Consider the following 19181-nt stretch of genomic DNA (forward strand, 5'->3'; position numbering starts at 1 on the left):
CGTCCCTTTGGTTACTGCTCGACGCCCTGCACCAGCACCACGCGGTACTCCGCGCCTTTCAGGCGATGCTGCTTCGCTTCCTGATATTCCGGGCTGTCATACCAGCCGTGCGCCGCTTCTACCGTCGGGAATTCCAGCACTACGACGCCGTCCGCTTCCGGCCCTTCCAGCGTTTCCAGCGCACCATAAAACGCCAGCGGCGTTATCGGGTGGTCGCCGCGCGCTTTGCCCGCCTTCTCGCCATAAATAGCGAACTCTTCAGGGTTGGTAATTTTGTCGCGAATAAAGATGACATATGCGCTCATTGTTGGCTCCTTTACGCCTGGCGTTTATCTTCGGTGTTGGTGTCAAAATCGGATGCGTCGTGGCGCTCGTGCAGCTGATCGGCCGGATCGCCCATCACGCGGTTCACTTTGCGCCCGCGGATCACCGCCGGACGCTCCGCAATCTCCTGCGCCCAGCGCGCCACGTTTTTGTAGGACTTCGCGTCGAGGAACTCGGTCGCGCCATACTGGTTGCTCAGCACCAGGCCGCCGAACCAGGGCCAGGTGGCGATATCGGCGATGGTATAGGCTTCGCCGCCAAGGAAGCGGCTCTCCGCCAGGCGGCGATCGAGCACGTCGAGCAGGCGCTTGGTCTCCAGCGTATAGCGGTTAATGGCGTATTCGATTTTCTCCGGCGCGTAGTGGTAGAAGTGGCCGAAACCGCCGCCGACGAAGGGCGCGGCGCCCTGCAGCCAGAAGAGCCAGTTCAGGGCTTCGGTACGGCCCGCCGGATCGTCCGGCAGGAAGTGGCCGAACTTGTCCGCCAGATAGAGCAGAATACTGCCGGATTCGAACACGCGCAGCGGCGGGTTCACCGAATGGTCGCTGAGCGCCGGGATCTTGGAGTTGGGGTTGATATCAACAAAGCCGCTGCCGAACTGATCGCCGTCGCCGATGCGGATCAGCCAGGCGTCATACTCCGCCTCTTTGACGCCGACCGCCAGCAGCTCCTCCAGCAGGATCGTCACTTTCTGGCCGTTTGGCGTGCCGAGCGAATAGAGCTGCAGCGGATGCTTGCCGACCGGCAGCGCTTTTTCATGGGTTGCGCCTGCGATGGGACGGTTGGTTTTTGCGCCGTTGCCTTTGGCTTCCGGATCCCATTTCCAGACTGTTGCGGGCTGATAACTGTTTTCCGACATAGTGTGGGTTCGCCTTGTTGGTGAGAATGTGTCAGACGTCTCTGAGTGTAGCAGGGCGAATAATTGCGGTTTAACCCTGCTGGCGTTCGCTAATCGACGTTCTCCTGGGTGTAGAGCATAAAGTCGACGCGGCCATCCTCATAAGTGGAAAAATCGTCGCCTTTTTCCAGCTTTTGCAAAAGCAGGTTCAGCGCCAGCTGGGCGTGACGCAGGGTATTCTGATCGAGCGTTAAGGTGAGAATGCGCTGCTGCAGCAGCCGACGCGTGGTGGCGTAGAGCTCATGCGTAATGTAAACCACGTCGCGCTCGCGGCGATGACGCGCCAGCGCCTGCGAAATCTCGCTGTTGCCGAGGCCTGTATTGTAAACGCCGACAATCGCCGGAGAGGCGACCAGCGCCTTCTCCAGCAGCTTGCTGATGCGCGTGCGATCTTCCAGGCCGGCCAGCGCTTCGCGCAGCGCCAGATGAGGAAAGCGCTGCTGCAGCACGTCGCGGAATCCCTCGATGCGCTGACGGTGCGCGCGGTAGTCAACGCGGCCGCTAATCGTCAGCACCTCGCCCGCGCGCGCCAGCATGCTGCCCATCATCAGCCCGGCGGTGCGTCCGGCCTGCAGCTGATTGATGCCCACGTGCAGCAGACGATCGGCGTCGGGCAGATCGGAAACCAGGGTGATCACCGGCACGCCGCGCGCTTTGCAGTCGCTCAGCGCCTGATAAATCGCGGGATGTTCATGCGCAAAGAGCATCAGCCCGTCCATTCTGCGGCTGCTGGCGAGAATATGCGCCGCCAGTTTCTCCGGCGCGTTCTCGGCGACAAAGGTGCGCTGCAGGCGCAGGCGGCGATAGCCGAGCGCGTCGGCCAGCTGCTGAAAATCCTGCGCCAGCTGCTGAAAGAAAAAGGCGTCGGTGCTGCTGAGGATCACTTCGATTTGCCACGGCTGGCGATGCTCTTCCGGCAAAATGCGGTTAAGCCCCGCCGCGCGCGCCGCCTCCAGCACCTTTCTGGTCATCGCTGGCGACACGCCGCCGCGATCGTTAAGCACCCGGTCTACGGTCGCCGCGCCGACGCCGGCGGCGCGCGCCAGCTTAGTGAGCGTCATTCGCTTCATGCTGAGTGAATTCCATCAATTTCTGCGTTCAGCCAGCCTGACAGAACGGGCTATTTTGACAAGGTCAGCTATCCCGAACTGTGAAGAGGAGATCGCAAATGTCCCCTGTAACTCAACGCATTGCCCTGATCGGCAGCGGTTTTATCGGCCAGGTGCACGCCGCGAATCTGGCGGCGCATCCAGGCGCGCATCTGGCGCTGGTGTGCGACCTCGACGCGGCGCGCGCCGAGGCGCTGGCGCAGCGGTATGACGCGCGCGCAGGCCGCTTCAGCGAGGCGCTTGACCGCGACGATATCGATATGGTGCTGATCGCCAGCTCGACGCCGACGCACGCCGATTTTCTGGCGCAGGCGGCAAACGCCGGCAAGGCGGTCTACTGCGAAAAGCCCATCGATCTGTCGCTGGCGAAGGCGCGTGCCGTGGTGGAGAGTCTTGCGCCGCTGAGGGTGCCGGTCACCGTCGGCTTTAACCGCCGCTTCGACCGCAGCCACCAGCAACTGAAGCAGCAGCTTCAGCAGGGCGTCATCGGCGCGCCGGAGGTGATCCAGATGGTGTGTCGCGCCTCTGAGATGCCGCCCCTCGACTATCTGCGCGCGTCAGGCGGACAGATGCGCGATCAGGCCATTCATTTTTTCGATCTGCTGCGTTTTCTGACCGGTGACGAGGTTGAAACGGTAGGCGCGCTGGGTGCGGCGCTGGCGCAGCCTGCGCTGCGCGACTTCGGCGATGTCGACACCTCGGTGCTGATTATGCGGCTGGCGCGCGGCGCGCTGGCGCAGCTCGATAACACCCGACGTACCGCATACGGCTATGACGAGCGCATCAGCGTGGTAGGATCGCGAGGCATGCTGGCGTCGGAGCCGCAGGCGATGCGCGGCGCAACGCTCTATCAGCAAAGCGGCATCACTCAGCCCGGCCTGTTCCCGGACTGGTTCAGCCGCGTGCGCGACACTTACTACGCTCAGCTGGACGCCTTTCTGCGTCATCTTGGCGGCGAAACGGTGGCGGAGCTGCCTGGCCTGATGGATGGTTTGCAGGCGCAGGCGATTGCCGAAGCGGCGTGCGAGTCGCTGAGCACCGGGCGCTTCGTGCAGGTCGAGCGACTGGCATAGCCTTCTATCGGCTCAGCAGTTCGCGTTCGATCAGCTCGCGCGTCTCGACCGCCTGCGTCTTCATCTTCTCCGGATAGCCGAACAGGGCGGACGCGATAATGGATTCGCCGCCCACTTTATAAGTGCGGTTGGCGAAGTCCATCTCGCGCAGCGTCTGGAACAGCGTGTCGAAATCGACCTCGCCTTCGCCGACGCCGACATGCTGATGGATAGTGGCGTCCACGCCCGGCGGGTTAACGATATAGCGGCAGTGCTTGGTGTGGTTCATGGTATCGGCAATCAGCACATGGGAGAGATCTTCGCCGGCGTACTCCAGCATCGGCCGGACGTCGCCCTTGCCGTTGTCGTAGAAAAAGGTGTGCGGCACGCTGTAAACATATTTCACGTTGTCGCTGCGGAACGACTTCACCATATCGGCGGTTTCGTTGCTGTTCTCGCAAAAATCCCACGGATGCGACTGAATTTCGACGCGGATATTTTCGCGCTCGAACAGGGGCAGCAGCTCTTCCATCGAGCGGTAGAACATCTCTTCGCATATCTCCGGCTCGTTGGGGTTGCCGGAGAGCTCGGTATTGATCACCTGCACGCCCATCTCCACGGCAATCTCAACCATGCGCTTCCAGTTTTTCACCGCCGCCTGACGACGCAGCTCGTCCGGACCGGACCAGCGATAGACGACGATAAACGACGAGATCTCTACGCCGGTGGCATTCAGCGCGTTTTTATATTCGCGCATAATCTCGCGGCTGGCCTTCGGGTGCTTATAGAAAGGGTTAATCTGCGGATGTGGCGACTGCTCGATATAGTTGTATCCCCATTCGGCCACCTGATGCACCATGCGGGTAATACCCATATCTCTGATTACATCCACGTCAAAAGCGATTTTCATCTTTACGACTCCTGGCTTTAGTTAGCGTTCTTCGTTAAATACCACGCCGATCTGCCGACGCGTCTCATCCATCGCGCGCAGCGTCAGCAGCGAGGTCGCCAGCGAGCGCACCGGCGAGTCCGTCAGGCTCTGACCGACGCACCAGGCGAAGTGGTCAATCTCATGGCTGAGCTGCTGATAGCGATTCGCCGGCTCTTCCCAGCGCAGCGTTCGACGCTTATCGCTTGAGACCAGGCGAAAGTTGCCCGGCGCATAGAACTGACCGTCCAGGTAGAGCGTGGCGTCGCGTCCCGCGATCGCCGCGGTGCCCGGCGTGTTGCTGAACAGCGTGGTGTGCAGCACCGACTGCATGCCACGCGCGTGGGTAAAGATCATCGAGGTCTGGCCGTTGACGCCGCCCGGCGCAGGTTCGCCCTGCGCGACGATACCTTCAGGCGCGCCGCCCACCAGAATGCTGAAAGCGACCAGATAGCTGCCGAGATCGAGCATCGGCCCGCCGGCGAGATCGGGGTTAAAAATGCGGTGATCCGGCGTAAAAAATTCGCCGTGATCGGCGATCAGGCTGTGAACGTCACCCAGCGCGCCATCTGCCAGCAGCTGGCGGACAACGTCATATTTCGGCGCAAAGTCGCACCACATCGCCTCCATACAGAGCCGCTGCGCGCGCCGCGCCGCCTGCTGCAGCGCTTCGCCCTGATGCGCATTGAGCGCCAGCGGCTTTTCGATGAGCACATGTTTCCCCGCCTGCAGCGCGCGCAGGCCGTCAGGGAAATGGTGGTTATGCGGCGTAGCGATATAGATCGCGTCGACGTCATCGCGTGCCAGCAGGGCATCAATGCCGCCGCACGCATGGGGAATCGACCATTTGTCAGCGAACGCCTGCGCCTTGTCAACGCTACGCGATGAAACCGCAATCAGCCGCTGATGGGTGTGATGACACAAGGCGCTGGCGAAGCGATCGGCGATCCAGCCAGGGCCAATGATGCCCCAGCGCAGCGCAGGGATCTGATGCGCATCGGGCAGGCGCGGAGCAGGTAGGGTAGAGGGAAACATAACAACTCCATACTTATTAGTCTGTTAATGGCCAGCAGCGGCGTGCCGCTGCCTCCGTCAGGCTTTCACTATAGAAAGCCTGAGGCTGCCCTCTCTAACCTTTTGCTGATGGAATTCCATCAGCCTTCCCGCTGGCGGAATGAGGAAAATTTCTAGCAAATGTTTTTTCCGAATGAAAATGATTTGGAAATAAATATTTCGTTATGCGAAGAGGATCAAATTTATGCTCGCTCTGTTTTATCAAAAGGTCGGGCCGGCGCCCTTGAGCGGTTAGGATAGCGAAAGCGCGAGGTCGCTCGCGGCCGGACAAAGGCGTTACCGCCACAGGAGGCAACAGAGAATGACGAAAGTCACCATGAGCGCTATCGCGCGCGAAGCGGGGGTCGGCGTGGCGACGGTGGATCGCGTGCTGAATCAGCGCGCCCCGGTGCGCGGCGCAACCGAACAAAAGGTGCTGGCGGCGGCCAGCCGGTTAGGCTATCGCCATGCGCAATCCCGGCTGCTGCATCCCGGTGCGCCGCCGACGGCGACGCTGCGCATGGGATTTCTGCTGCTTTCCACCGACTATTCGCTCTACCGACAGCTAAGCGAGGCGCTGCGCGAGCAGGCCATACCGCACCATCCCGCCGGCGTCGAGCCGCTTTTCGTCACCCACGGCATCGACGAGGTTGAGCAGGCGGCGCAATCGCTGCGCGCGCTGGCAATGCGCGTCGATGTGATTGGCGTGGTGGCGCTCGATCATCCGCTGATCCGCCATGCCATTCAGGCGGTATCGCGTCAGGGCGTGCGGGTCTACGCGCTTTTCTCCGACTTTTCGCCCTGCGGTCAGGCGGGCTATATCGGGGTGGATAATCAGAAGGCGGGGCGCACCGCCGCCTGGATGGCGCAGCATCTGCTGCGTCGGCCCGGCAGCGTCGGCGTGCTGCTCGGCGACCATCGCTTTACCTGTCAGGAGAGCTGCGAAATCAGCTTTCGCTCCGGTATGCGGGAATATGGGGCGACGCAGCGCGTGCTCGAGCCGCTTAACACCCGGGAAAGCGTCGAAGGCGGCTATCGCGCCGCGCAGGCGCTGCTGGAGGGGCATCCCGATTTGCAGCTGATCTATGCGCCGTGCGGCGGTATTGAAGGCGTGGTGCGCGCGCTGCGCGAACAGGCGCAGCGCAGGGTCATGCTGGTGTGTCACGGGCCGGTGCAGGAGGGCGAACTGGCCCTTATCGACGGGAGCATCACCCTGATGCTGCGTCATAACATCGAGACCATGGCCGCCGCCGTGGTGCGGCTTTGCACCGATCGCCAGAGCGAGCGCGACGCGCGATATGAGCAGGTGATTCTGCCTTTCGAGATGATTACCAGAGAAAACATGTAAATCAGTTAATTACTGATTTAAATGATAATTTTCTATCATTTTTATGATAAGAATAACTATGATCGCTATCAAAGAATAAAACTTCCACAGTTGTTTGATATGGAAAATATGTTCGATACTCGCGGCAAACAGGCATGCCCGGAGAGCTATCGTGACCATCCATATCGCCAATGCGCCCTGTAGCTGGGGCGTCGATAATCCCGACAACCCCTTTCTGCCGCCGTGGCCGACGGTGCTGCGCGAAGCAGCGCAGGCGGGCTATCGCAGCATCGAGCTAGGCCCGTGGCGCTATCTGCCCACTGACCCTGACGAACTCAGCCGCGCGCTGAACCAGCACGGCCTGTCGATCGTCGCCGCCACGCTATTCGACGATCTGGTCAGCGAGGCCCATTTCCCGTCGATGGTCGACCTGACGCATAAGCTGTGCCGTACCCTGTCCCGCATTCCCACAGCTGAAAAAACCCATGGCGACAACGCGCCCGCGCCCTATCTGGTGATCATCGACTTCGGCAACCCCGAGCGCGCCCGGCTGGCCGGTCAGCCTGAACGTGCGCCGCGCCTCGGGGCGGCTGACTGGCAGCGCCTGATGCGCCATATCACACAACTCAGCGAGATCGCCTGGCGCGACTACGGCGTACGGCCGGTGATCCATCCGCACGCGGGCGGCTGCATCGAGTTCGCCGACGAACTGGCGCGGCTGGCGCAGGATATTCCGCATGAGGTCGCCGGGCTCTGCCTCGATACGGGGCATCTTTACTATGCGGGCATGGATCCCATCGCCGCGCTGCGGCACTACTGGCGCCGCATCGACTATCTCCACTTCAAAGACGTCAACGATGCGGTCTGGCGCGATGTGCTGGCGCGCGGCCTCGACTTCTTTAGCGCCTGCGCCGAAGGGGTGATGTGCCCCATCGGGCAGGGCGCAATCGACTATCCGGCGGTGCGCGCCTTTCTGGCCGAACAGGGCTACCAGGGCTGGATCACGCTGGAACAGGAGCGCGATCCGCGCCAGGCCGACACCAGCCTGCGCGACGTCAGCGCCAGCCTGAACTACCTCAAATCCGTAGGTTTTTAAGGAGAAGACGATGATTAACGGTACAAAAGCGGTAGATCGCGCCCTGCGCTGGGGCATGGTCGGCGGCGGCGGCACCAGCCAGATCGGCTATATTCACCGCTCGGCGGCGCTGCGCGACAACAACTTTCAACTGCTGGCGGGCGCGTTTGATATTGATGCCGAGCGCGGCCGCGCCTTCGGCACCTCGCTGGGCGTCGCGCCCGAACGCTGCTATCCCGACTACGAGACGCTGTTTGCCGCCGAAGCGGCGCGGCAGGACGGTATCGAAGCGGTTTCTGTCGCCACGCCCAATAATACCCACTTCGCCATCTGTCGCGCGGCGCTCAACGCCGGGCTGCACGTGGTCTGCGAAAAGCCGCTCTGCTTTACCACCCAGGAGGCGGACGAGCTGGAGCGGCTATGCGCGGAGAAAAACAAGCTGATCGGCGTGACCTACGGCTATGCCGGGCATCAGCTGATCCAGCAGGCGCGGGAGATGATTGCGCAGGGGATGCTGGGCGAGATTCGCATCGTCAACATGCAGTTCGCCCACGGCTTTCACCATGAGGCGTTGGAGCTGCAAAATCCCAGCACGCGCTGGCGCGTCGATCCCCGCTTCGTCGGCCCCAGCTATGTGCTGGGCGATCTGGCGACCCATCCGCTGTTCCTGGCCGAGACCATGGCGCCGCAGCTAAAGGTCAAACGGCTGCTCTGCGCCCGCCAGAGCTTTGTCGCCACGCGCGCCCCGCTGGAGGATAACGCGTTTGTGATGATGGAATATGACAACGGCGCGGTCGGCACGCTCTGGGCCTCGGCGGTGAACTGCGGGTCGATGCACGGCCAGAAGATTCGTATCGTCGGCGCGAAGGCGAGCCTGGAGTGGTGGGACGAACAGCCCAACCAGCTGCGCTACGAAGTGCAGGGCGAGCCAGTGCGCATTCTTGAGCGCGGCATGCCTTACCTGGCGCCGCGCGCGCTGGAAGAGGATCGCATCGGCGGCGGCCATACCGAAGGGCTGTTCGACGCCTGGTCAAATCTCTATCGCCGCTTCGCGCAGGCGTTTGCCGCAAGCGATCGCGGCGACGCCGCCTTCCTGCAACGCTTCTGGTATCCCGACGTCCATGCCGGGCTGGCGGGCGTACGCTGGGTGGAACAGTGCGTCAGGTCGGCGGAGGCGGGCGCGGTCTGGGTCGAGTGTTAACGGCCCCCTGCGAGGCTAATCGAGCAGCGACGGATCGGCGGCGATCATCAGCGCCTTCATCTCTTCGAAATGCTGGCGCGAGAAATCGGGGATGCCTTCCCAGGCGCGCGCCGTCTTCTCCGCTACCGCATCGCTGAGAATTTTCAGCGGCTGGCCGGTGGACCAGGCGGTCACCAGGATCTGGCAGGCGCGCTCCAGCGTCCAGATATCGTCGAAGGCTTCGCCGATATCCGTCCCGGTGACCATGACGCCGTGATTGCCCATCAGCAGGCGGCTTTTGCCCGCCAGCAGGCTCGCCAGCCGCGCGCCTTCCTCTACCGTGTCTGCCATGCCGCCGTAAAGGGTATCGATCGCCACGCGGTTAAAGTAGCGCGCGGTGTTCTGATCGACCGGCGGTATATGCGGCTCGGCCAGACAGGCGACGCTCGTGGCGTAGATCGGGTGCAGATGCAGCACCACGCGCACCTCCGGCAGGCGCTGGTGGATCTGGCCGTGTATCGACCATGCGGTGGCGTCCACGTCGTCGCGCTGCGCACAGGCGGCATCGTCCGCATCGAGCAGCAGCAGATCGCTGGCGCGAATGCGGGAAAAGTGTTTCCACTTCGGATTCAGCAGAAACTGCCGGCCATCCGGGGAGACGGCCGCGCTAAAGTGGTTCGCTACCGCTTCGTGCATGCCCAGATGAGCAATAATGCGAAAGGTGGCGGCCAGATCGATGCGGGTCTGTTCTTCAAACGAGAGCGCCATAAATCTCTCCTGACAGAGGATAGAAAAAGGAGCGCGGGCGACGGATATCTGACGCCCGCAACGGGATCACGGCTGCGGCATCAGCGTCTTGATATCCTCTGCGCTGGGTGCCTCGAAGTTATACTTCTTCAACAGCGCGGCGTATTCCGGCGTCTTGCTGTATTTCTCCAGCCCGTCGATCAGCGCCTGCTTCACCTCATCATTGCCTTTTTTCACGCCGAAGCCGTTCAGCACCGGATAGATCAGCGTTTCCGAGGAGATCTGCACGCGCTCCCCCAGCTTCTGCACCACGCCGCGCGCCACGGCGGCATCGGTAATCTGCGCCTCAACCGCGTGCGACAGCATCGCCTGGGTGGTTTGCGGATCGGTGGTGTACTCGCTGATGGCGATCGGCGGCTTGCCGTTTTTCACGCAATAGTCGGCAGAGAGTTTATGTAGCTGCTGTAGCCAGGAGGTGGCGCCCATAGAGCCGATTTTATGGCCGCAAAATTCTTCCGGCGTTTTCGGCTGAAAAGCGGCGCCTTTCAGCGACAGGATCGCCTCGCCGCTTTTGAGATAGGGGATCATATCGATCACCTTCAGCCGTTCCGCGGTGATGTACATCGAAGAGTTGGTGATATCGAAACGGTTGCCCTGCAGGCCGGTGATCAGGTTGGGAAAGCGGGTGTCGAGATTAACCGCCTGGCGGCCCATCACCTTCGCCAGCCCGTCGAGAAACTCGATATCGAAGCCGGTCGGTTTGTTGTTCTCAATATATTCATAGGGAAAAAAGGTCATGTCGGAGCCGGCGATGATTTTTCCCGGCTGCTGGAACGCCGAGGCGCTAAACGACCCCAGCGCGACGCTGACGGCCAAAAAAGTCAGGGCAACAGATTTCATAGAGCCTCCGTGGTGGCGATTACGCGCGGGCAAGATCGTTTCCGGCCTGCTGAACAAAAAAAGATGCGCCGCTCGGCTTCTGCGGCAGACGGAACTGGTTGGCGGTGCTGCGGATGGTGCCGCTCTCTTCGCCAGCCACCAGCGCGCCGGCGTCCAGGCTCGGCAGCGGGTTCTCGCCGAAGGGCAGGGCGTCTTCCGCCGCATAGACGGCGATAAACAGCGTGCGCGGCAGCTCGGTTTCGTTCGGGCTGGAGGCGTGCAGCAGGCGCGTGTGCATAAAGCAGACCGAGCCTGGCGGGCCGAAACAGGCGGCAGGCTGGCCGCACTGCGCCTCGACCACCGTTTTATCCACCGCGCCGGTAAAGCGGCCGTTTTGCCAGTGGGAGTAGAGCGGGCCTTTATGGCTGCCCGGCACCACGTTCAGCGGGCCGTTTTCCGGCGTCACTTCGCTGACCATCAGCAGCGCGGTGACGATGTCGTCGTTGCTGTGCGGCGTGAAGAGAAAATCCTGATGCCACTCTACTTTAGTGGCGGTGTGCGGCAGCTTGGAGTTGATCTTGCTGTGGTGGAAGCGCGCGCCCTGGCCGCCGGTGAGCTGACCGGCAATCTGCGCCATGCGCGACTGCAGCGCGGCGCGGCGATAGGCGGCGGAGATTTCGGTCGGCGAGCTGACCCGGCGCAGCGACGGATGGTCGGCGCGGTGATCGCCTTCCAGATCGAAGCGTGCACGGCCATCCAGCGTGTCGCCGTACGCCGCCTGCTGGCTGCGGCTCTCTTCCACCCAGCCGTCGAAATCGTGCTGCAGCGCAGCGATCTCCTCGGCGCTTAATACGTTTTCCACTACCAGAAAACCCTGCTGGTGATACTGGTCTATCTGCCACTGTTCGATCATGATTTTCCCTCGTGCTGGTTATAGGGGTTAAGCCAGAGAAACATCTTTTAAGAAGGCTTCGACGCGCGGATGCTGCCCGCTGCGCATGGCCTGCGGCGCGTCGTCGCAGACCACGCGGCCTTTCTCCATAAATACGATGCGGTCGGAGACCTTAAAGGCGAAGTTCATTTCATGAGTGACGATCACCATGGTGATGCCCTCATGCGCCAGGGTTTCGATCACCTGCAGCACTTCGTTGACCTTTTCCGGATCGAGCGCCGAAGTCGGCTCGTCAAACAGCATGATCTGCGGACGCATCATCAGAGCGCGGGCGATGGCGACGCGCTGCTGCTGGCCGCCGGAGAGCTGATGCGGATATTTCCAGGCGTGCTCCAGCATCCCGACCTTGTGCAGCAGCTCGCAGGCCTGCTGCTTCAGGGCGTCGCGCGTGGCCAGCCGGTGGTAGCGCGGCGCCAGCATCAGGTTGTCCAGCACGCTGAGATGAGGAAACAGGTTGAAGCTCTGGAAGACCATGCCGATGTTGAGGCGGTGTTCGGCGTGCTCGATGAAGCGCGGCTTCTGTTCGCCCTGCTGACTAAGGTGGATAAAAGGCTGGCCGTTGATGCGGATTTCACCGTTGTCGATCTGCTCCAGCCCGTTGAGCAGACGGATCAGCGTGGTTTTGCCGGAGCCGGAGGGGCCAATCACCGACACCACCTCGCCAGGCTGGATTTGCAGGCTGACCGCGCCCAGCACTTCCACGTTGTTATAAGCTTTGTGCAACCGCGACGCCTGCAGCGCCGGACCGCTGGCCTGCGCCGCCGGACGCGCGGTCGGCGTGGCGGCGCGCTGCGCCAGCGCGAACAGCTGGTCATCCACCTTGCCTGCCGGACGGCGTTGGGTAACGTCGAGGTGGCGCTCCAGCTGTTTGAGCAGGAAGTCGAACACCGTCACGATCAGTACGTAGTAACAGGCGACCGCCGCCATGGTTTCCATCACCAAAAAGTTCTGCGAATAGAGGCGCTGGCCGACCATCAGGATCTCGGTAAGAGAGATCACCGACACCAGCGAGCTGAGCTTAACGATGGCAATATATTCGTTCGCCAGCGCAGGCAGGGCGACGCGCACCGCCTGCGGAATAATGATGCGCCACTGAATGCCGGCGAAGCGCAGGCCCAGCGCGCGGGCGGCTTCGCTCTGGCCTTTTGGGATCGAGAGCAGCCCGCCGCGGTGAATTTCGGCGATATAGGCGCTTTCGCTGAGCACCATGGCGATGAGGCCGGCCCAGAAGGGATCGCTCAGCAGCGCGGAGGTTCCCGGCGCGGCCTGCGGCAGGTTATAGACGAAAATCAACAGCACCAGCAGCGGCAGGCTACGGAACAGCCAGATATAGCCGCGCGCCGGCAGATTGAACAGCAGGCGGTTCGACTGTTTCGCCAGCGCGAGTACAAACCCCACTACGATACTGATGCCCCAGGTGAGCAAGCTCAGTTTGATGACGGTCCAGGTCGCCAGCCAGAACTCGGCGTCGCTGAACAGGCTGAACATATAGTTCCAGTTAAAAGTCATGAGGCATTTCACTCGCTTAAATAAACGCGAATTTCAAAAAGAGGAATTCGCCGCTGTCGATTTATTCACACTATGGCGGCAGCGGCTAATTTGAGGCAATTAGTAAAATGTTGCCTTCAGACTTTAAAAAAACTATCCAGCCAAAAAATCGGGCGAATGGTGCGCGGCGCTGATTAATTTAAAAAGAGCGGCTGTTTAATGTTGGCGCCATTTATCCCGTCGATCGTTTGCTCTGTAAAAGAGCGCTCCTGTGCCAAAATGATGCAGCGCAAAAAATAAAACCTTTTCGCTGATAAATTAAATTTATTCAGCCGTTGATCTATCAGCAACAAAGCCAATTTAGCGACCCGCGCCGCCTGGTGGCAGGCTGCGCGTTAACAGGGCACAGGAGTGGCATGGCCCTTGCAGCGAAAGAAGACCTGTGAAAAAGCGCGTCAGTCGAGCGTGCTAAAGAGATAAGTAAGGTTTTTATGATGCGATTCACGCTGAAACAGCTTAAGTACTTCGTCACGGTGGTCGAAACAGAGAGCATCGCCGAAGCGTCACGCCAGCTGCATATCGCGCAGCCCTCTATCTCCATCGCCATCAAAAATCTGGAAGATACCTTTGACCAGCAGCTGTTCATCCGCCATCACGCGCAGGGGGTTTCCCTGACGCCGGGCGGCCGCCGCTTTTACGAGAAGGCGCGCGATCTGCTGCGGCTCTCCTATGAGTTTGAGCAGAACTCGCGCGCCGAGCATCAGCTGGTTTCCGGCACCATCGCCGTCGGCTGCTTTGAGTCTGCCGCGCCGCTCTATCTGCCGAAACTTATCGCCGGGTTTAAAAAAATCTATCCCGATATCACCATCGAACTCTATGACGGCGAGCAGCATGAGCTGATGCACGGACTGCATCGCGGACGGTTTGACCTGGCGTTTCTCTACGATCTCGACCTCGACCACTCAATTAAAAAAGAGCCGCTGAACGCGCCGCACCGGCCCTATGCGCTGCTGCCCGCCGCGCATCCTCTGGCGCGTCAGGCAACGGTGACGCTACAGCAGTTGAGTCGCGAGCCGATGATCCTGCTGGATGCGATCCCAAGCAAAAACTACTTTATCCGCATCTTTAAAGAGAAGGGCTACCATCCCGAGGTCGCCTACAGTTCGCCCTCAATCGAAATGGTGCGTTGTATGGTGGGTCAGGGGTTAGGCTTTTCCGTGCTGGTGACGCGTCCCTGCTCCGATATTACTTACGACGGGCAGCAATTAATTCATCTTGAGATTGAAGATGAAATGGCGGATTCGATGCTGATTATGGCTTATCTGCAAAATAATGAGCCAACAAGGCCGGCGCAATTGTTTATGGAGTATTGTCGTCGCGCCGAACTTTTCCCTGCGACGTCGCTTTAATAACGCATCTCAGGCGCGCCTGTCTCGCAGCCTAATAAATTCCTATGCAGGCGTTAGCTTTATAATATTTTACCCGCTCTGTTGGCTCAAATAGTCTTGGAAACCTTCCTCATGGTGAATATATCGGCCGATGGCTGGTTGAAGGACGCGGAAATGACAGAGATGAAAACAGAAATAGATACCCTGGTGATTGGTGCCGGGCAGGCGGGCGTCGCGATGAGCGAACACCTGAGCCGGCTCGACGTTCCGCACCTGGTCCTGGAAAAAAACCGCATCGCCGAAGCCTGGCGCAGCGGGCGCTGGGATTCGCTGGTGGCGAACGGCCCCGCCTGGCACGATCGCTTTCCCGGCATGGCGTTTCCGGAGTGCCCGCCCGACAGCTTCGTCGCCAAAGAGAAGGTAGCGGACTACTTCGTCGCCTACGCGGAAAAGTTTCATGCGCCGATCCGCACCGGCGTGGAGGTGCTGTGTGTGGAGCGCAACAGCGGGCGCGCAGGATTCACCGTGCACACCTCGGACGGAGTGATCGAGGCGCAGCGCATCGTGGCGGCCACCGGCCCCTTCCAGAAGCCGGTGATCCCGGCGATCGCACCGCGCAGCGAGCGCCTCACGCAGATCCACTCCGCCGACTATCGCAACCCGCAGCAGCTGCCGGAAGGCGGCGTGCTGGTGATCGGCGCCGGATCCTCCGGCGTGCAGATTGCTGATGAGCTGCAGCGCGCCGGAAAAAGGGTCTATCTCTCGGTCGGCCCGCACGACCGTCCGCCGCGCGCCTATCGCAATCGCGACTTCTGCTGGTGGCTGGGCGTGCTCGGCATGTGGGACGCGGCGGCAAGCCAGCCGGGCAAAGAGCACGTCACCATCGCGGTGAGCGGGGCCCGCGGCGGCCATACCGTGGATTTCCGCGCGCTGGCGAACCAGGGCGTCAATCTGGTCGGCATGACCGAGACGTTCGATGGCGAAACGGTGCGGTTTCAGCCCGACCTTGCGCAGAACATCGCGCGCGGTGACGCCAGCTATCTGGCGCTGCTCGATGCGGCGGACGCCTGGATCGCCCGTAACGGCCTCAACCTGCCAGAAGAGCCGGAGGCGCGGCGCTTTCTGCCCGATCCCGACTGCGTCACACATCCGCTCAGCGAGCTGAATCTCGCCAGCGCAGACATTAGCAGCATTATCTGGGCGACCGGCTACGTGGCGGATTACAGCTGGCTGAAGGTTGACGCCTTTGATGAGAAAGGCAAACCGCGGCACCACCGCGGCGTTTCCGGCGAGCCGGGCGTCTATTTTCTCGGTCTGCCCTGGCTCTCCCGTCGCGGCTCTACCTTTATCTGGGGCGTATGGCACGACGCGAAATATATCGCCGACCAGATCGCGATTCAGCGCCAGTATCAGCACTACCAGACCGCGTCGACCTTTTAACCCAGCAGGAGAGCAATGATGCCAACCCATACCCGTATTCGCATGTTCAACACCAAAGAGACTTATCCCAATCAGGCGCTCGACAACGATCTCTGCCAGGCAGTGCGCGCAGGCAACACCGTTTACGTACGCGGCCAGGTCGGCACCGACTTCGACGGCAGGCTGGTGGGACTGGGCGAGCCGGGCCTGCAGGCGGAGCAGGCGATGAAGAACGTGAAGCAGCTGCTGGAAGAGGCGGGTAGCGACCTGTCGCATATCGTGAAAACCACCACCTATATCACCGATCCGCGCTACCGCGAGCCGGTCTATCTGGAAGTGGGCAAATGGCTGAAGGGCGTTTTTCCCATCTCGACCGGGCTGGTGGTGTCGGCGCTGGCGCAGCCGCAGTGGCTGATGGAAATCGACGTTATCGCCGTGATCCCCGATGACTGGCACGGCAAGGAGGCGCTATGACGCTCTCGATTAGCGCGCGCTGTCCGGAGAGCGGGCAGCTCGGCGTCGCCATCAGCTCCTCCAGCATCGCGGTCGGCGCACGCTGCCCCTGGCTACAGGCGGGCACGGGCGCGGTCTCCAGCCAGAATATTACTCTGCCCGCGCTCGGTCAGCAGATCCTGGCGCAGCTGGAAGCGGGCGCGTCGGCGCAGCAGGCGCTGAAGCTGGCGCTGGCGGAGGATCGCTTCAGCGACTATCGCCAGGTGACGGTAATTGATTCGATGGGGAAGGTAGCGCACTTCAGCGGCAGCGAAACTCTGGGCGTCTGGAAAGTAGCGCAGGGCGAAAACTGCGTGGCGGCGGGCAACATGCTGTCGGACGGCGCGGTGATCGACGCGATGGTCGCGACGTTTGAAGCCTCTTCTGGCGAGCTGGCCAGCCGACTGATCGCGGCGCTTCAGGCGGGCATCGCGCGCGGCGGCGAGGCGGGACCGGTGCATTCCGCCGCCGTGAAAGTCGTGGATGACTATACCTGGCCGCTGGTGGATCTGCGCGTCGACTGGGTCGAAGACGATCCGGTCGCCGAGCTGTCGCGCCTGTGGCTCGCCTACGAACCGCAGATGGAAGCCTACGTGACGCGCGCGCTCGATCCGCGCGACGCGCCGAGCTACGGCGTACCGGGCGATGAATAATGCGCTGCGCGACGCGCTGGCGGCGCTGCTCGCTTTCGATACCACCAGCCGCGAATCGAACCTGGCGCTGATTAGTTTTATTCGCGACACCCTTGCACAGCGCGGCGTTGCGGCCGAGCTGTTTTATGACGAGAGCGGCGCGAAAGCCAACCTCTACGCGCGGTTGGGACCGGCGGGAGACGGCGGCGTGATGCTGTCGGGCCATACCGACGTGGTGCCGGTCGACGGACAGCGCTGGACAGTGCCGCCTTTTACGCTGACCGAGCGCGACGGACGCTGCTATGGCCGCGGCAGCGCCGACATGAAAGGGTTTATCGCCTGCGTGCTGGCGTCGCTGGATCGCTTTTTAGCGCAGCCGCTGCGGATGCCGCTGCATCTGGCTTTCTCTTACGACGAAGAGGTCGGTTGCCTGGGCGTGCGCTCGCTGGTGGCGCATCTCAGCGCATCGTCGGAAAAGCCCGCGCTCTGCATTATCGGCGAACCCACGGCCATGCAGCCGGTTTACGGCCATAAGGGCAAAGTGGCAATGCGCTGTCAGGTGCGCGGCCGCGCCTGCCATTCCGCCTATGCGCCGCAGGGTGTCAACGCTATCGAACAGGCGGCGCAGCTGATTGGACATATCGTCCGCGTCGGCGAGTCGCTGCGGCAGACGCAGGACGCGCGCTTCGATCCGCCGTTCAGCACGCTGCAGGTCGGCACAATTCAGGGCGGCGCGACGCTCAATATCGTGCCCCAGGATTGCCAGTTCGATTTTGAGCTGCGTACGCTGCCGGCGGCTGATGTCGATGGCGTGCTGGAGAATATCGCGGCCTTCGCACGCGACCAGTTACTGCCTGCAATGCGGGAAAGGGCGCCAGAGAGCGAGATCGCGCTTCAGCCGCTGGGTGCCTATCCCGGCCTGTTGACCGATCCGCAGGGCGATTTCGCCCGCTGGCTGGCGCAGTGGAGCAGCAGCGAAACATTTTCTACCGTCGCGTTTGGCACGGAAGGCGGGCTGTTCGACGAGATCGGCATAGCGACGCTGGTGTGCGGGCCGGGGAGTATGGAGCAGGGGCATAAGGCGGACGAGTTTGTCGCCATCGAGCAGCTTGAGCGCTGTATGCAGATGCTGGGCAATCTTTGCGACTGGATGCGCGCCGATTAACCCTCGCGCTGCGCACGTCACTGTGATATATACAGTTAAACTGTATATATCGCGAGGGCGTGAAGATGGGGGAAAGTAACAAAGCGGTGGTGCGGCGTTTTAATCAGCAGGTGATCGTGGCGGGCGATCGCGCCGCGTTCGAGGCGCTGGTGGCGCTGGACTTTATCAACCATTCTGCGCCGCCGGGCGCACCGCGCGATCGCGAGAGCCTGTGGCACACCTTTGACGCTCTGCTGCGTCCGGCGTTCTCTTCACTGCAGGTTGAAATAGAGGAGCAGGTGGCGGAGGGGGACAGGGTCGCCACGCGAAAAATCATCACCGGCGTGCATACCGGCGCGCTGATGGGCGTGGCGGCGACCGGGCTGCCGGTCAGGATTCAGGTCATGGATATAGTGCAGATCGTCGAGGGGCAATATCTCGCGCACTGGGGAATGAATAGCCTGGCGGCGGTCGTAGCGCAGCTGCGTGAGGCGAGTCAGCGCGCCTGATCCTAATCCACCAGCTTGTTCAGCGCAGCGATGCCTTTTATCAGATCGCTGCGCGACGACGCATCCAGCTTTTCCGTTAACAAATCGGCGATCCAGCAGGCGCGCTGTTCGCGCGCGTCGCCTAGCATGGCGCGGGCCGTTTCAGTCAGCGCGATAAGCTGCGCGCGTGCATCCTGCGCGTTGGCCTGGCGGGTGATATATCCCTGGCTTTCCAGCTCCTGAATCACCAGGCGCATACTCTGATGTTTGACGCCGCGTAGCCGCGCCAGTTCGGCAATGGTGACCGCACCGTGAGTTTCCAGCAGCTCCAGCGTCTCCAGCTGCGATGTTCGTGCGGTTGCGGTGGCAACGCGAACCTGGCGGACAAAGGTGCTGACCGAACGGCGTAGCGCTTCGGCGAGCTGAAGCGCCTGAGGGTCGTGTAGGGAAGGCATGGCGATCTCCTGAGCGGCGTAATGCGAGCGGGTATCTTGCCAGGTAAGCGCTGAGCAATAAAGGAAAACAGACGCACAAAAGCAAAAACCCAGCCATAGGCTGGGTTCTTAAATTTGTGGTGCCCGAACCCGGACAAAAATGCCGGGAGCA

20 protein-coding genes are annotated in these 19181 nt (G+C 61.5%); 10 read left to right on the top strand and 10 right to left on the bottom strand.

The genetic code is table 11. The features are described 5' to 3' along the window. Positions 1–11: 11 nt before the first annotated feature. The 3 genes from HA46_RS14045 to HA46_RS14055 form a co-directional block, all read right to left on the bottom strand. Positions 12–305 carry a DUF1330 domain-containing protein gene (locus HA46_RS14045; protein WP_033793244.1) on the bottom strand — a complete coding sequence of 98 codons (294 nt, stop codon included), beginning with the start codon at positions 303–305 and terminating at the stop codon, positions 12–14. Positions 306–316: 11 nt separating this feature from the next. After that, the gene (gene yghU / locus HA46_RS14050; protein ID WP_033793246.1) at positions 317–1183 is read right to left on the bottom strand and encodes a glutathione-dependent disulfide-bond oxidoreductase; all 867 of its coding nucleotides are present in this window, start codon (positions 1181–1183) and stop codon (positions 317–319) included. A gap of 89 nt (positions 1184–1272) precedes the next feature. Next, positions 1273–2292: a LacI family DNA-binding transcriptional regulator gene (locus tag HA46_RS14055; RefSeq protein WP_084884950.1), complete on the bottom strand. Its 1020-nt coding sequence runs from the start codon at positions 2290–2292 to the stop codon at positions 1273–1275. A gap of 98 nt (positions 2293–2390) precedes the next feature. Here HA46_RS14055 and HA46_RS14060 point away from each other — a divergent pair, with 98 nt between their 5' ends. Then, positions 2391–3404: a Gfo/Idh/MocA family oxidoreductase gene (locus tag HA46_RS14060; RefSeq protein ID WP_084884952.1), complete on the top strand. Its 1014-nt coding sequence runs from the start codon at positions 2391–2393 to the stop codon at positions 3402–3404. Between the two features lie 4 nt (positions 3405–3408). Here the strand turns inward: HA46_RS14060 and HA46_RS14065 are convergent, their stop codons facing one another. Both HA46_RS14065 and HA46_RS14070 read right to left on the bottom strand, forming a co-directional pair. Then, positions 3409–4293, bottom strand: a complete 885-nt coding sequence (locus HA46_RS14065) for a sugar phosphate isomerase/epimerase family protein (RefSeq protein ID WP_084884955.1) — start codon at positions 4291–4293, stop codon at positions 3409–3411. Positions 4294–4314: 21 nt separating this feature from the next. Beyond that, positions 4315–5346 (bottom strand): Gfo/Idh/MocA family protein, encoded by a 1032-nt coding sequence (locus HA46_RS14070; RefSeq protein WP_084884957.1) that lies wholly within the window; start codon positions 5344–5346, stop codon positions 4315–4317. Between the two features lie 340 nt (positions 5347–5686). On the opposite strand from HA46_RS14070, the gene HA46_RS14075 reads away from it, so the two are divergent. The 3 genes from HA46_RS14075 (at position 5687) to HA46_RS14085 (ending at position 8967) form a co-directional block, all read left to right on the top strand. After that, complete coding sequence (locus HA46_RS14075) at positions 5687–6712, top strand: LacI family DNA-binding transcriptional regulator (RefSeq protein ID WP_084884960.1); 1026 nt, start codon at positions 5687–5689, stop codon at positions 6710–6712. Between the two features lie 151 nt (positions 6713–6863). Continuing rightward, a complete protein-coding gene (locus HA46_RS14080) occupies positions 6864–7787 on the top strand; it encodes a TIM barrel protein (protein ID WP_033793256.1) in 924 nt (307 codons plus the stop codon). Positions 7788–7797: 10 nt separating this feature from the next. Beyond that, on the top strand, positions 7798–8967 hold the full coding sequence (locus HA46_RS14085; RefSeq protein ID WP_084884962.1) for a Gfo/Idh/MocA family protein: 1170 nt from the start codon (positions 7798–7800) through the stop codon (positions 8965–8967). A 15-nt stretch (positions 8968–8982) separates the two neighbouring features. Here HA46_RS14085 and HA46_RS14090 read toward each other — a convergent pair whose 3' ends face one another. The 4 genes from HA46_RS14090 to HA46_RS14105 all read right to left on the bottom strand — a co-directional run bounded on the left by HA46_RS14090 (position 8983) and on the right by HA46_RS14105 (position 13033). Continuing rightward, entirely contained in the window at positions 8983–9714 is a 732-nt protein-coding gene (locus HA46_RS14090; protein WP_033793260.1) for a class II aldolase and adducin N-terminal domain-containing protein, read from the bottom strand. 66 nt (positions 9715–9780) lie between these two features. Then, positions 9781–10593 (bottom strand): transporter substrate-binding domain-containing protein, encoded by an 813-nt coding sequence (locus tag HA46_RS14095; RefSeq protein WP_033793262.1) that lies wholly within the window; start codon positions 10591–10593, stop codon positions 9781–9783. Positions 10594–10612: 19 nt separating this feature from the next. Beyond that, positions 10613–11485 (bottom strand): phytanoyl-CoA dioxygenase family protein, encoded by an 873-nt coding sequence (locus HA46_RS14100; RefSeq protein WP_033793263.1) that lies wholly within the window; start codon positions 11483–11485, stop codon positions 10613–10615. 27 nt (positions 11486–11512) lie between these two features. Continuing rightward, positions 11513–13033 (bottom strand): amino acid ABC transporter permease/ATP-binding protein, encoded by a 1521-nt coding sequence (locus HA46_RS14105; protein WP_084884964.1) that lies wholly within the window; start codon positions 13031–13033, stop codon positions 11513–11515. Between the two features lie 470 nt (positions 13034–13503). Here HA46_RS14105 and HA46_RS14110 point away from each other — a divergent pair, with 470 nt between their 5' ends. From HA46_RS14110 to HA46_RS14135, 6 genes are all read left to right on the top strand, one after another. Then, the gene (locus HA46_RS14110) at positions 13504–14421 is read left to right on the top strand and encodes a LysR substrate-binding domain-containing protein (protein WP_033793266.1); all 918 of its coding nucleotides are present in this window, start codon (positions 13504–13506) and stop codon (positions 14419–14421) included. Between the two features lie 153 nt (positions 14422–14574). Further along, positions 14575–15840, top strand: coding sequence for a flavin-containing monooxygenase (locus HA46_RS14115; protein WP_033793267.1), 1266 nt, complete (start codon positions 14575–14577; stop codon positions 15838–15840). 18 nt (positions 15841–15858) lie between these two features. Then, positions 15859–16293 (top strand): RidA family protein, encoded by a 435-nt coding sequence (locus tag HA46_RS14120; protein ID WP_033793294.1) that lies wholly within the window; start codon positions 15859–15861, stop codon positions 16291–16293. Next, positions 16290–16964 carry a DUF1028 domain-containing protein gene (locus HA46_RS14125; protein WP_033793269.1) on the top strand — a complete coding sequence of 225 codons (675 nt, stop codon included), beginning with the start codon at positions 16290–16292 and terminating at the stop codon, positions 16962–16964. The genes HA46_RS14120 and HA46_RS14125 overlap by 4 nt, the downstream gene beginning before the upstream one ends. Further along, the gene (gene argE / locus HA46_RS14130) at positions 16957–18108 is read left to right on the top strand and encodes an acetylornithine deacetylase (protein WP_084884968.1); all 1152 of its coding nucleotides are present in this window, start codon (positions 16957–16959) and stop codon (positions 18106–18108) included. Before HA46_RS14125 ends, argE begins: the two co-directional genes overlap by 8 nt. A gap of 65 nt (positions 18109–18173) precedes the next feature. Beyond that, positions 18174–18596 carry an ester cyclase gene (locus HA46_RS14135; RefSeq protein WP_084884970.1) on the top strand — a complete coding sequence of 141 codons (423 nt, stop codon included), beginning with the start codon at positions 18174–18176 and terminating at the stop codon, positions 18594–18596. Positions 18597–18598: 2 nt separating this feature from the next. On the opposite strand, the gene HA46_RS14140 is transcribed toward HA46_RS14135, so the two are convergent. Next, positions 18599–19030: a MarR family winged helix-turn-helix transcriptional regulator gene (locus HA46_RS14140; protein WP_084884973.1), complete on the bottom strand. Its 432-nt coding sequence runs from the start codon at positions 19028–19030 to the stop codon at positions 18599–18601. Between the last annotated feature and the right edge of the window lie 151 nt (positions 19031–19181).

Origin of the sequence: Pantoea septica, from assembly GCF_002095575.1 — a bacterium.
GTDB lineage: Bacteria > Pseudomonadota > Gammaproteobacteria > Enterobacterales > Enterobacteriaceae > Pantoea > Pantoea septica.

Bases quoted from the DNA above. Each gene is read 5' to 3' on its own strand.
- HA46_RS14045 (WP_033793244.1), bottom strand. From the start codon at position 305: ATGAGCGCATATGTCATCTTTATTCGCGACAAAATTACCAACCCTGAA.
- yghU (WP_033793246.1), bottom strand. From the start codon at position 1,183: ATGTCGGAAAACAGTTATCAGCCCGCAACAGTCTGGAAATGGGATCCG.
- HA46_RS14055 (WP_084884950.1), bottom strand. From the start codon at position 2,292: ATGAAGCGAATGACGCTCACTAAGCTGGCGCGCGCCGCCGGCGTCGGC.
- HA46_RS14060 (WP_084884952.1), top strand. From the start codon at position 2,391: ATGTCCCCTGTAACTCAACGCATTGCCCTGATCGGCAGCGGTTTTATC.
- HA46_RS14065 (WP_084884955.1), bottom strand. From the start codon at position 4,293: ATGAAAATCGCTTTTGACGTGGATGTAATCAGAGATATGGGTATTACC.
- HA46_RS14070 (WP_084884957.1), bottom strand. From the start codon at position 5,346: ATGTTTCCCTCTACCCTACCTGCTCCGCGCCTGCCCGATGCGCATCAG.
- HA46_RS14075 (WP_084884960.1), top strand. From the start codon at position 5,687: ATGACGAAAGTCACCATGAGCGCTATCGCGCGCGAAGCGGGGGTCGGC.
- HA46_RS14085 (WP_084884962.1), top strand. From the start codon at position 7,798: ATGATTAACGGTACAAAAGCGGTAGATCGCGCCCTGCGCTGGGGCATG.
- HA46_RS14090 (WP_033793260.1), bottom strand. From the start codon at position 9,714: ATGGCGCTCTCGTTTGAAGAACAGACCCGCATCGATCTGGCCGCCACC.
- HA46_RS14095 (WP_033793262.1), bottom strand. From the start codon at position 10,593: ATGAAATCTGTTGCCCTGACTTTTTTGGCCGTCAGCGTCGCGCTGGGG.
- HA46_RS14100 (WP_033793263.1), bottom strand. From the start codon at position 11,485: ATGATCGAACAGTGGCAGATAGACCAGTATCACCAGCAGGGTTTTCTG.
- HA46_RS14105 (WP_084884964.1), bottom strand. From the start codon at position 13,033: ATGACTTTTAACTGGAACTATATGTTCAGCCTGTTCAGCGACGCCGAG.
- HA46_RS14110 (WP_033793266.1), top strand. From the start codon at position 13,504: ATGATGCGATTCACGCTGAAACAGCTTAAGTACTTCGTCACGGTGGTC.
- HA46_RS14115 (WP_033793267.1), top strand. From the start codon at position 14,575: ATGACAGAGATGAAAACAGAAATAGATACCCTGGTGATTGGTGCCGGG.
- HA46_RS14120 (WP_033793294.1), top strand. From the start codon at position 15,859: ATGCCAACCCATACCCGTATTCGCATGTTCAACACCAAAGAGACTTAT.
- HA46_RS14125 (WP_033793269.1), top strand. From the start codon at position 16,290: ATGACGCTCTCGATTAGCGCGCGCTGTCCGGAGAGCGGGCAGCTCGGC.
- argE (WP_084884968.1), top strand. From the start codon at position 16,957: ATGAATAATGCGCTGCGCGACGCGCTGGCGGCGCTGCTCGCTTTCGAT.
- HA46_RS14135 (WP_084884970.1), top strand. From the start codon at position 18,174: ATGGGGGAAAGTAACAAAGCGGTGGTGCGGCGTTTTAATCAGCAGGTG.
- HA46_RS14140 (WP_084884973.1), bottom strand. From the start codon at position 19,030: ATGCCTTCCCTACACGACCCTCAGGCGCTTCAGCTCGCCGAAGCGCTA.